The organism is Acidithrix ferrooxidans (assembly GCF_000949295.1).
Taxonomy (GTDB): Bacteria; Actinomycetota; Acidimicrobiia; order Acidimicrobiales; family Acidimicrobiaceae; genus Acidithrix; species Acidithrix ferrooxidans.
This window is the reverse complement of sequence record NZ_JXYS01000091.1, coordinates 23,940-35,139: the sequence shown is the minus strand read 5'-3', so window position 1 is coordinate 35,139 and position 11,200 is coordinate 23,940. Positions and strand designations below refer to the sequence as shown.

General features: G+C 47.4%; 10 protein-coding genes and 1 pseudogene. 10 read left to right on the top strand and 1 reads right to left on the bottom strand.

The window, feature by feature from the left end; translation table 11 throughout:
- From AXFE_RS20095 to tsaD, 5 genes are all read left to right on the top strand, one after another.
- The coding region (locus AXFE_RS20095; RefSeq protein ID WP_160291872.1) for a hypothetical protein at nucleotides 1-230 on the top strand (230 nt) is incomplete at its 5' end.
- Complete coding sequence (locus AXFE_RS14080; protein WP_052606592.1) at nucleotides 223-693, top strand: hypothetical protein; 471 nt, start codon at nucleotides 223-225, stop codon at nucleotides 691-693. The genes AXFE_RS20095 and AXFE_RS14080, both read left to right, overlap by 8 nt.
- A gap of 611 nt (nucleotides 694-1,304) precedes the next feature.
- Nucleotides 1,305-1,880: a ribosomal protein S18-alanine N-acetyltransferase gene (gene rimI / locus AXFE_RS14075; RefSeq protein WP_052606591.1), complete on the top strand. Its 576-nt coding sequence runs from the start codon at nucleotides 1,305-1,307 to the stop codon at nucleotides 1,878-1,880.
- A gap of 758 nt (nucleotides 1,881-2,638) precedes the next feature.
- Nucleotides 2,639-3,178, top strand: a complete 540-nt coding sequence (locus AXFE_RS14070) for a DinB family protein (protein WP_052606590.1) — start codon at nucleotides 2,639-2,641, stop codon at nucleotides 3,176-3,178.
- Nucleotides 3,179-3,723: 545 nt separating this feature from the next.
- On the top strand, nucleotides 3,724-4,725 hold the full coding sequence (tsaD, locus tag AXFE_RS14060) for a tRNA (adenosine(37)-N6)-threonylcarbamoyltransferase complex transferase subunit TsaD (protein ID WP_082058775.1): 1,002 nt from the start codon (nucleotides 3,724-3,726) through the stop codon (nucleotides 4,723-4,725).
- A gap of 81 nt (nucleotides 4,726-4,806) precedes the next feature.
- On the opposite strand, the pseudogene AXFE_RS19470 reads toward tsaD, so the two are convergent.
- A pseudogene (locus tag AXFE_RS19470) lies at nucleotides 4,807-5,789 on the bottom strand (IS1595 family transposase).
- Between the two features lie 178 nt (nucleotides 5,790-5,967).
- Between AXFE_RS19470 and groES the strand changes: the two are divergent.
- The 5 genes from groES (at nucleotide 5,968) to AXFE_RS14030 (ending at nucleotide 10,805) form a co-directional block, all read left to right on the top strand.
- Nucleotides 5,968-6,261, top strand: coding sequence for a co-chaperone GroES (gene groES / locus AXFE_RS14050; protein WP_052606586.1), 294 nt, complete (start codon nucleotides 5,968-5,970; stop codon nucleotides 6,259-6,261).
- Nucleotides 6,262-7,911 carry a chaperonin GroEL gene (gene groL / locus AXFE_RS14045; RefSeq protein ID WP_052606585.1) on the top strand — a complete coding sequence of 550 codons (1,650 nt, stop codon included), beginning with the start codon at nucleotides 6,262-6,264 and terminating at the stop codon, nucleotides 7,909-7,911.
- A 412-nt stretch (nucleotides 7,912-8,323) separates the two neighbouring features.
- Nucleotides 8,324-9,046: an NUDIX hydrolase gene (locus tag AXFE_RS14040; RefSeq protein WP_052606584.1), complete on the top strand. Its 723-nt coding sequence runs from the start codon at nucleotides 8,324-8,326 to the stop codon at nucleotides 9,044-9,046.
- Nucleotides 9,047-9,086: 40 nt separating this feature from the next.
- Nucleotides 9,087-9,491, top strand: coding sequence for a hypothetical protein (locus AXFE_RS14035; RefSeq protein ID WP_052606583.1), 405 nt, complete (start codon nucleotides 9,087-9,089; stop codon nucleotides 9,489-9,491).
- A 150-nt stretch (nucleotides 9,492-9,641) separates the two neighbouring features.
- Nucleotides 9,642-10,805, top strand: a complete 1,164-nt coding sequence (locus tag AXFE_RS14030; protein WP_052606582.1) for a GuaB3 family IMP dehydrogenase-related protein — start codon at nucleotides 9,642-9,644, stop codon at nucleotides 10,803-10,805.
- Nucleotides 10,806-11,200 lie beyond the last annotated feature (395 nt).

Sequence of the window (11,200 nt, the reverse complement as noted above, 5' to 3'; positions counted from 1 at the left end):
AGCGTCGCAGGGATAAAGAAGAGGCAATTGCTAGAGGTATGCAAACTAAGTTCCAGAGTGCATTTGACAAACTAGCTGACTCAGTTAAGCGTGGTCAATATTCCAATGCCACAACTGTGGCTTCAAGAATAGGAAAGCTAAAGCAAGAGCATCGCTCTATTGCGCGTCGCTATGAGATAGATGCCATAACTGGCGATGACCAAAAAGGTCAAAGAGCTGGTTTTGACTGAGAAACCAAAAGTAAAAGAAGCAGCTGAGACTCTCTATGGTGCATATGTGATTGAGACCAATAGGAACGATCTAGAACCAGAAGAGATCTGGAAGCTCTATATGACCCTAACAAAGGTAGAGGATGCATTCAAAGCCCTAAAGAGCAATCTAGGGATGAGACCGATCTATCACCAACTAGCTAGTCGTACCGCTGCTCATCTATTTATCTCAGTAGTTGCTTATCACCTCTATGGAGCAATTGCACTTAGCTTATCTCAAGCCGGTGACAAAAGAAGTGTTCACAGCATTCTTGCTCAAGTGTCTACCCATAGCCGCTTGAACGTAACGATGTTAGATGATAACAAACGTCTACATAACCTTCGTATCTCCTCTACTCCAAACTCTGCCCAAAAAGAGATCTACTCTATTCTTGGAGTAGTAGATACCCTAGCTCGAACCAAGAAGGTGATTGCTCAACTGTAGTGCCCAAATCCAGACACCAATATGGTCATGACCTGGGCTTTCATGGGGTGGTTGCCGAAAGTAGGGCTAGGCAATCAATCAAGAGCAAAATTAGTTACTAATAGTTTTGCACATCTAAAATGGGCTAGTGGCCCTTACGCTGGCTTCATGGTTGACTATTGAAATAGATTTTCATCTCCTTTGACTGGATCAATTAGTGCCTGGGTCGACTAGGCCAGATCGCAATCTGATCTGCCAATCTGATCAGATTGGGGATAGCTATTGACTTAGGTGATCTTTGAAGAGTTTATAGGCGATGGCGGCGACTTGGATTGTGATATCGTTTCTAGACAAAAGCGCAGCTGGTGGTGTGGATGGTTTTGGATAAGGCGGTCCCTCTTCGTTTGGATTATACCAGAGCTTTCTTCTTCTGTATGAAAGTATGTACTCACCCTTGGGCCCGGGCAGATGACCAACTTGTTCCGAAACCTAATTTTCAACAATCGCGGCCATAAACGCCACATTATGGCCCAAAGAGGACCTAGGTGTAATTGAATTTCCGTCGATGGAATAGTCTTACAATAATAGAATTGAATTGTCTAAGGTCATCCAAAGTCAGGTGCGGTCAGAAAATGGTTCTGAGGATAAAAAGCGAAGATCCTACAGTTGGGCCCGGCGAACTCAGCATTAATCCAATGCGCAAAAAGGACCTCTCGGCTATCCATGAGATCGAGAAGCTTGTCTACCCAAAGCCGTGGAGTGTAGGGGTTTTTTTATCTGAATTAGCACACCATAAAGAGCGTTCTTACTCAGTTGCGGTTCTGGGCGGCGCTGTGGTGGGTTATTCGGGGGTAATGTACGTTTTAGAAGATGCACATATTACCAATATCGCCGTTCACCCAGACTTTCATCGCCATCATATCGGCTCGGCGTTGATGTATTCGTTGGTTTTAGAAGCCCTTGATTATGGTGCTAAGAACCTAACGCTTGAAGTCCGCGTGACCAACTTGGCTGCTCAACGTATGTATGCCAGTTTTGGCTTTATGCCAGTTGGGGTCAGAAAAGGGTATTACCAGGAAAATAATGAAGATGCGATCATCATGTGGGTATATGAGGTCGATACGACCGAATATCGAGATCGCTTGGTGCAGCTTGCCTCAAAGCGCAATTTGAGCGCTCGAAGACGCCATTTCCGTTGGTTCAAGTAACAATACCATTGTGGAGCCAGCGGTTTTGCTAAGTTGATGTTACGTCTAGGTTAGTGCCGGTGGTCACGTTTTTACACTGAAACTAAGCTAGGGTATCCCGCTGCAGGATTATGTCAAACAGATCGAGCAAGCTAAAAGCATCAAGCACCCGACAACTTGCCCGAAGCGATCACAAGGAGATGGAATTGATTCCTCGATAATTTTGCATTTGTGCTCGGCCGGGCCAAAACCATTGATTGTCAGCCGGTAAGTTACTAATCTTGGCGTTATCGCACTTCGACCGACCTCCTGCGGAGGAGTTTCAAGCTGTTAGGTTCACAAGTAGAGTATCGCTAACTCAGAGTTTCCCTTGCCGAATCTAGATCACATCATTTAGTAATTATGTGTCAACCTTTACCGGCGTCTCCGGCTTTGATGGATGCTCCATGATCTTAGAAGTAGTTGCTTCTGCGAGGTAACAATTAGAACTACGGAGGAGAATGGAGGTAGCTTAGATCTTACAAAAGTGATAACTTTATTGGCAGGCTCTGGAGTCTCCAAGAAGTTCGAGTCGTTTAAAGCCTTTGGTATTTAGATTGCAAGACGAATATGAACACTCGTTGATAATTTGTAAAGGGTTTGCCTTTGTGTAGGTTTTTGGTCAGATAGATTTCTGAACTCCCAGCTTGCAATGCCAGTTTCGCTTTGCTAAAAGGTAAAGAAAAGCTCAAAATCAAGGTAGAGATTTTTGTGATCTGGCCTTCGACTAGTTTGATTCTATGACGATGATTCCCGCTGATACAAAAGATTGGACCTGGGTCCTTGAGAGGCCGTGCAGCGAGTGCGGTTTTGATCCAAAGAGTTATAATCGCTCTGGCTTTTCTGGTGCTATTGCCTCTAATGCTGCGCAATGGTCCAAGGAGTTATCTAAACCCCAAGTTGGGATTCGAGAGAGTCCGCATCGTTGGTCGACCCTTGAATATGGATGTCATGTCCGTGACGTCTATGAGATCTTCAATGAGCGACTGGAACTTATGCTGTCGCAAACTAAGCCAACTTTTGCAAATTGGGACCAGGATAAGGCTGCCATTGACGGGCGCTATGGTGATTCAGATCCGGATGCTGTTGTTTTTGACCTTGGTGTGAGTGCAAATAAATTAGCTCGTCGTATTGAAACACTAGAGGTATCTGACTGGGAGCGCGAAGGGCTTCGCTCGAATGGAAGTTTATTTACTGTCGAGTCGATAATTCGTTACCTCCTGCATGATGTTGTCCATCATATTTGGGATGTAACACATAATGAGAAGGAGATAATATAGGTTCAATCCAAAGCAATCCCATTGGGAGAGTTTCGCCTTTACCTTATAGTTTTAATGGCAAGGCGAACCCTTTCGGCGTTATCTCTAGGGCTCGCTCGCTCACTTTTTCTACCTATGTTTTTACAAGAGGTCTGATGGATCTGCCTGATCTGCGATGGACGATATTGGGGACGATATATGGGGCGATAGCTGTGTGGGATCTTGTTTTGTAGAGTCCGCTATGGGTAATAGGCATACCGACAGGGCTCGGTTTTTGTCAGGGCTTTCGGTTTTGTTTGGCCACTCATGATGATACTGATTGTGAGCTCGATTTTTCCCGATTATACGCAAGCTCGATTATACGCAAGGATGCTTGGGCGCCTGGCTGACTCTCAGATAGGTACTTCGGCAATCTCCAAACCTTCGCGATTGCTTTTTGCGAACCTTACTAGCCGACCGAGCCCAATTGTGGGTAGGTTTCGATGGGTCATTAGAGAATTATCGCGATAAGATCGCACCCAAATGGCGAGGTCTAACTGGGTGGATGTGATCTATTGTTTAGGAGCATTGTGAAGAATTTAATACTTGGTATTGAGACCTCCTGCGATGACACTGCATTAGGAGTCGTCGACAGTGGTGGCATCGTTTTATCGTCTGTAATTGCATCTCAGATCGATATTCATTCTAACTTTGGCGGGGTGGTCCCAGAGTTGGCCTCTCGAGCACATGAAGCCGTGATAATAGAGGTCCTAGAGCGAGTTTTAAAAGAAGCTGGTCTAAATGCTCAAAGTTGCGGCCTTGATGCCATAGCAGTAACCAAGGGTCCTGGGTTGGCTGGTTCTTTGATGGTTGGAGTTGCAGTAGCAAAGGCCCTTTCCTTGGGATGGCGTATTCCGCTGATTGGGGTAAACCACCTAGAAGGCCACATCTTTGCCCTTAGCCTTGAGGGGCGCCTAATGCATTTTCCAATGGCTGTGCTCGTGGTATCAGGTGGCCATACGATGATTGTGCGCGTGAATAGCTTGGGCAGTTATGAGATATTGGGTGAGACTCTTGATGATGCTGCCGGTGAGGCATTTGACAAGGTTGCACGCTTTATGGGCCTTGGATTTCCCGGGGGTCCTGAGATCGAGAAGGTGGCGACCAATGGAGATCCAAGCGCCATTCGATTTCCTATCGCTAAGGTGGATCGACGCTTTGACTTTTCCTTTTCGGGCCCCAAGACGGCTGTCGTCAACTACCTTCGGTCTAATCCAGGAGTTTCAGTAGAAGATGTCGCCGCTAGCTTTCAGGCCTCCATCGTCGAGACGCTGGTTGCAAAGACTATGGATGCTGCGATATCAACCAACTGCGTCTCAATTGGCCTTTCAGGCGGGGTTGGCGCCAATAGTTTGCTACGGGAGCGGTTGTTGGCTGCAGGAAGTGTTGCGGGGTTAGAGGTTGTCCTTCCGGCCAAGGTAAATTGCACCGATAATGGAGCGATGATTGCCCAAGCGGGTCGTTTTCGTCTCGAGACCTTCGGCGCGGACGACTACGGTTTGGATGTTGAGGCCTCTCTGCGTCTTTAGCTTTTGACCCAACTCCTTTAACGGTGAGAGGTCAATCTGTTGGATGAAACTAGAACCTTGTGACAAATCGTTTCATACTTATCAAGTTTCGTAAGCAAGAGCCATTTTGGAATCAGATTCGCGGAGTAGCGGATGTGGAGACGCAAACACACATGTATTGAGAAGTCGCTCTACCAAGGACATTTCAAAGTGCCTTCGGTTGAATCGGTATGCGAATTCCTCGAGGTAAAGTTGCCTATGTTCCTCACGTCCGTGGTATGTTCCGTCGATAAATTTCTTGCAGTTCCAATTTAGGATCTTGAGCCATTTGAATGTTACATGTGCTTGTTCGTCTTTGGATAGAGTGAACCAGTGCGCTAGTCCAAGGTCTTTCAGCACATACCCCGTAACTTGGGTTACCATCACTTATCAGCTTGGTATTAGAATCTAAGCATCTCACAAAAACATCTTTGGGTGATTTAGCAGTGGTATCTTTGATTACTTCCATGAAGCAATGAGTAGGAGCACCATTGCTAATCGACACTCCAATTAGAACATTGGTTTGTTTTGTCCCCTTTCCTCTTTAGCCTTCGCCATGGCTCTCACCACCTAAAAAGAACTCATCTACTCAGGCGTTTTCTCCAAGTTTGTATAAACCATTTCGGTCAGCCATTACGCTCAGCCATTGCCTTAGGTGGCTTATTTAGCATCAACCAGCCAGTCGAATAAGAAACTTGAACGAATTTAGCAAGGGCTCTGATGGCTAGGGGGAGGTAGTAGCCGAAAGACCACGCTTGTCGTTGGACAATAGATAGATAGCGGAGAACCACTTGGATAAAGAGATATGGCTTCGATGGAAGATGGTTCTGGAGGTAACGCTAGTTTGACGTCGACAAGATTTACATTGAAAAAGTGGAGCTCGAGATGCTGCATTTCTTCGATGGTTTGGCCTGATTAAGGTAAACTGGTCAGAGTCACACTTTGGGCATCTAAATCCCTCATAGCAATAGCAATAGCAATTTGATCAAATGATCTTCACATGCTTCCTCTGAAGCGAAGCGTACCATAAAGCCTGAGATATCCACCATGCCTCCTTTATCGAACATCTGTTCTACTAAAGATTAGCTCCAATCTGGTCTCGGTGGAGGCGAAACTTACGAAACTTGATAAGTATGAATCGTTTTAGCACTCATAGGTAGAGAGTGCTAAAATCGAGACTATATTAAAAGTGAAGTCAATCACACAAGGAGGCTTTGGGAGAAAATGAAGCTAAATCCACTCGATGATCGTATTGTAGTAAGGCCAGCGCAGTCCGAAGAACGGACCGCTTCTGGGCTTGTTATTCCGGATACAGCGAAAGAAAAGCCACAGCAGGGCGAGGTCTTGGCAGTTGGCCCAGGCCGTCGTGCAGATGCAACCGGCGAAGTTATCGTTCTTGATATCGTCGTGGGTGACACAGTTGTCTACTCGAAGTATGGTGGCACTGAAATCACAGTTGATGGTGAAGAACTTTTGATCCTCTCTTCGCGAGATGTTCTAGCAAAGGTGACCAAGTAGATGTCAAAGATGCTCAAGTTTGACGAAAATGCACGTCGTTCGCTTGAGGCCGGAGTTAATAAACTCGCCGACACTGTGAAGGTAACGTTGGGACCAAAGGGTCGAAACGTAGTACTTTCCAAGAAGTTCGGTGCTCCGACAATCACAAACGACGGCGTTTCAATCGCCCGCGAGATCGAGCTAGAGGATCCATATGAGAATATGGGTGCCCAGCTTGTAAAAGAAGTCGCGACAAAGACAAATGACGTAGCTGGAGACGGCACGACAACAGCAACTGTTTTAGCACAAGCCCTTATTCGTGAGGGATTGCGAAACGTAGCAGCTGGTGCTAATCCAATGGTGCTCAAGAAGGGCATCGAAAAGGCAGTAGCAGTAGCAGTGGAGTCGATCCAAAAGCAGGCTAAGCCTGTTGACGGGAAGTCCGACTTCGCTCAAATTGCATCAATTTCTGCGGCCGATACCTCGATTGGCGATGTTTTGGCGGAAGCCATCGACCGTGTTGGTAAAGACGGAACTGTCTCGGTTGAAGAGTCCAATACCTTTGGTATTGAACTTGAATTCACTGAGGGTATGCAATTTGACAAGGGATATCTATCCCCTTACTTTGTTACCAATCAGGATCGTCAAGAGGCAATAGTAGAGGATCCTTATATCCTCTTTTATGGCTCCAAGATTAGTTCGGTCAGCGAGATCTTGCCTCTCTTAGAGAAGGTTATGAAGACGGGTAAGCAACTAGTAATAGTTGCCGAGGACGTCGACGGCGAAGCACTAGCGACTTTGGTTGTAAATAAGATCCGCGGAACCTTCTCCTCGGTAGCAGTCAAGGCCCCCGGCTTTGGCGAGCGTCGCAAGGCGATGCTACAAGACATGGCAGTTCTTACCGGTGGCCAAGTTATCGCAGAAGAGGTTGGCCTCAAGCTCGAGAATGCCACCCTTGACTTACTTGGTACGGCTCGACGTATCGAAGTTACCAAGGATGATACCAAGATCATTGGTGGACATGGATCAAAGGATGACGTAGAGGGCCGTGTTGCTCAAATTCGTCGAGAGATCGATGCTACCGATTCGGATTGGGATCGCGAGAAGCTACAGGAGCGTCTGGCAAAGCTTGCTGGTGGCGTTGCTGTAATCAAGGTTGGAGCAGCCACTGAGGTTGAGCTCAAAGAGAAGAAGCACCGTATCGAAGATGCCCTCTCTGCTACACGAGCTGCAATCGAAGAAGGTATTGTTGCCGGTGGTGGCACAGCATTGATTCGTAGCCGTATCGATGTTGAAAACCTAGCTGCTACCCTCTCTGGTGATGAGGCAACCGGAGCGATTCTTGTTGCTAAGGCGTTAGATGAGCCACTTCGATGGATCGCAAATAATGCCGGTGTTGAAGGGGCTGTTGTAGTCCAAGGAGTTGCCCGCGAAGAGGGTTCAATTGGTTACAATGCCCGAACTGGAGTTTATGAGGATCTCGTAAAAGCGGGAGTAATCGATCCAGCTAAGGTCACTCGATCTGCACTTCAAAATGCAGCCTCAATCGCTGCACTGCTTTTGACGACCGAAGCTTTGATCGCCGAGAGGCCATCTGAGAACGATTCGGCTATGCCAGGCGGCGGCGCCGGCGGCATGGGCGGCATGGGCGGCATGGGCGGCATGATGTAGTTTTGAAGGTTATCAATCTCTATTAATTAGAGATAAAATCTTCAAATTGTTTGAGATTTGGGCCAAGTGAGTAATCGCTTGGCCCAAATCTTATTTAATTGGGTTCTGCTTTGTTTATGTAGATCGTGATCACGAGGGAACTCTAAAAGGACGACCGTCCTCTATGTCTGGAATGAACGTCGGCCTTTGTTTGGTAACCATTAGTTTTTCTAATAGTAAAGGTCCACAAATTGAAGTATTTATGGCTATTGTGAGATAGGTATAAGGCTCAAAGTCCACATTGACGAAACAGAACGTCAGAAAATGTGTTGTGGAATAATGTGTTATCGGATGGAGAGCCAAATGATCTTGCCTGACCCTGGGGTCCTGATCGTTTGATTGAACCTTATGGGGCAGGATAGGTGATGTGTAAATGATGGGTGAAATTATTGAACTCGACAGTCGATATCGGCAATTAGTTCCGAGACCTCCGCTAACTCGGCGGATGAAGCGGCCGGTTTGGATGGATGAATTGGCAGAATCCTTACCTTTGAATCGATTTGACTTGGCTAGAGCTTTTTCCATGGGTGAAGCCTCTCGAGATCTCGCACCAAAACCCGCACCAAGTCTGCCCGACGGAGATATGAAACGACCTGCCGGCGTCTTGGCGGTATTGACAGGATCCGCTTTCTCGCCTTCCATGGTTTTTACCAGGCGGAGCCTTCATCTAAAGAGTCATAGTGGAGAGATCGCCTTTCCCGGTGGCAAGGTCGAGCATGGCGAGACTCCGATGGATGCCGCAATCCGTGAGACTTATGAGGAAATTGGAATCGAACCATCCACATTGGATATTCTGGGGAAGATTACCGAGTTGGCAACGTCAACGAGTGGTATCTCAATGTCGGCATACTTGGCCATGTCAAGTGTCTCGTCCCCCATCTATTACCCTAGTGAAGATGAAGTGGCAGCTGTTATCGAAGTTCCAATCGCAGAACTCCTCTCGAGCGCGATCTACCATCGGGAAGTTTGGACACGTGGTCATGAAGAACGAGAGATGCACTTTTTTGCCATCGATGATGATCTTGTATGGGGTGCCACAGCATACATTACGGTTCAAGCGCTAAAGAGAATATATCTGGGTTTGCGTCAGAAGTGAGGCGCGCCAATAGATCAACGTACGAAGGGAAGATGGACCAATGGCGTCTGTAACGTTTGAGGCTGAAACTTTAGAAGAGCTCGTCTCTAAGATGAAGCTATGGATACATAGCGCTGATCAGATGAGTAAACGATCGTCGGATCTTTCTGGTGCTATGGGTAGTGCTACTGAAGTTACCAGTGAATTAGCAAAGGCTGCTATCGAGCTCATTGCTCGATCGGCACCCGAACCAGTCTCTAGCTCCGAGATCTTCAAGAGGCTGACCTCACTCGGTTTTGAAGTAACCGAAACCGCCAAGAGGACCGTAACCTCGACTCTGGACGCCTTGAGCGAGACTGAAGGAGATGAAGGAATTATGGACAAGGTGGACAAGGCCCGTGATGCGGCTATCTATGAGATGAGCCAGGCTGTGGCTCGTGGAGTCCTCAAGATCATAGGACTTTGACTCTAAATTCTATTTTTGAGGTCATTTTCTCGAATCGCCTAGGTGTGGCGTATAACACAAATGCAATTTGTTGTCAAGTGGTTATACTGATCATATGGAACGCTTCTTTTGTGAAAATGGCCTTATTAACTTCTCCAAGGAGGGTTTTTGATGGCAGAAGTCGAAATCGGTAGGGGAAAGTCCGGACGCCGTGCGTACGGCTTCGACGACATCGCAATCGTACCTTCGCGACGTACTCGTGACCCAGAGGATGTCGATATTACTTGGGAGATCGATGCATTTCGATTTGACCTCCCACTTCTTGGATCTGCGATGGATGGAGTAATTTCTCCAGCGACAGCTATTGAGATTGGTCGCTTAGGCGGACTGGGAGTTCTGAACCTCGAGGGGTTGTGGACTCGCTACGAGGATCCAGAGCCATTCCTGGCCGAGATTGCTTCACTTCCGAGTGAAAAAGCTACAGAGCGAATGCAAGAGATCTACTCTGAACCAATCAAGGCTACTTTGGTGACTGAGCGAATTAGGCAGATTAAAGCTGCGGGTCTTACCGCGGCTGCATCGCTAACTCCTCAACGTACCCCTGAACTTGCGCCGGCCGCTTTAGCTGGAGAGCTAGATCTTTTGGTAATCCAAGGAACTGTCGTCTCTGCGGAGCACGTCTCTAAAAATCACGAACCCCTCAACCTGAAGAAGTTCATTCGTGAGTTTGATGTTCCAATTATCGTTGGAGGATGCGCTTCGTATCAAGCAGCACTTCACCTGATGCGAACTGGAGCCGTCGGAGTTTTGGTGGGCGTCGGTCCTGGTAATGCATGTACCACACGAGGAGTACTCGGATTGGGCGTGCCTCAAGCTACCGCTATTGCTGACGCCGCTGGCGCTCGGATGCGCCATTTGGACGAAACCGGAGTTTACGTCCACGTCATTGCTGACGGTGGAATGAGTAAGGGCGGGGACATCGCCAAAGCAATCGCCTGTGGTGCCGATGCAGTTATGATCGGCTCGCCGTTAGCTTCAGCCTATGAGGCCCCAGGTAAGGGCTATCACTGGGGAATGGCTACATTCCACCCAACCTTACCTCGAGGCGCCAGAGTCTCAGTCTCTCAGCGTGGTTCTCTAAAGGAGATCCTTGTTGGTCCTGCTCGTGAGAACGACGGACGCTTGAACCTTTTTGGTGCGCTAAAGACATCGATGGCAACGTGTGGATACGAGACAATCAAAGAGTTCCAAAAGGCTGAGGTTATGGTTGCACCTGCTCTTCAAACTGAGGGTAAGGCACTTCAGCAAGCTCAACGAGTTGGTATGGGCCACTAGTAGCTGGATCAGCTGGAATCAAAAGGTCTAGTCTATGATTGACCGCTTTTCAAAATAAGTGAGATCTACCAGGCCGACGGTATTCTTTGGATCCTTATGGGTGTATTTTAAAAGGACTTCGGGGATTGGTTTGGTTTTTGCGTAGTTGCTCAAGCGACTCCGCGATGGTCTTTCAATAAGCTCGATAGATTTTATAAATCACCTGCGTCTCATCTACGAGATGCAGGTGATTTATATTTTTGTCGGATTACGTATCTCATGGATGAAGTTGTGATGATCTATTGGTTCCGGGGCAGAGTTGACTTCTTTGGTCAACTTTTGCACCTTTGGAGATTGCGGCTTTGCGTTAGGCTTAAAGGAGCCTTTGGCGCTTTTGGGGATGGCTCTTCGATCCT

Bases quoted from the DNA above. Each gene is read 5' to 3' on its own strand.
- groL (WP_052606585.1), top strand. From the start codon at position 6,262: ATGTCAAAGATGCTCAAGTTTGACGAAAATGCACGTCGTTCGCTTGAG.
- AXFE_RS14070 (WP_052606590.1), top strand. From the start codon at position 2,639: ATGACGATGATTCCCGCTGATACAAAAGATTGGACCTGGGTCCTTGAG.
- AXFE_RS14040 (WP_052606584.1), top strand. From the start codon at position 8,324: ATGATGGGTGAAATTATTGAACTCGACAGTCGATATCGGCAATTAGTT.
- AXFE_RS14030 (WP_052606582.1), top strand. From the start codon at position 9,642: ATGGCAGAAGTCGAAATCGGTAGGGGAAAGTCCGGACGCCGTGCGTAC.
- AXFE_RS14035 (WP_052606583.1), top strand. From the start codon at position 9,087: ATGGCGTCTGTAACGTTTGAGGCTGAAACTTTAGAAGAGCTCGTCTCT.
- groES (WP_052606586.1), top strand. From the start codon at position 5,968: ATGAAGCTAAATCCACTCGATGATCGTATTGTAGTAAGGCCAGCGCAG.
- rimI (WP_052606591.1), top strand. From the start codon at position 1,305: ATGGTTCTGAGGATAAAAAGCGAAGATCCTACAGTTGGGCCCGGCGAA.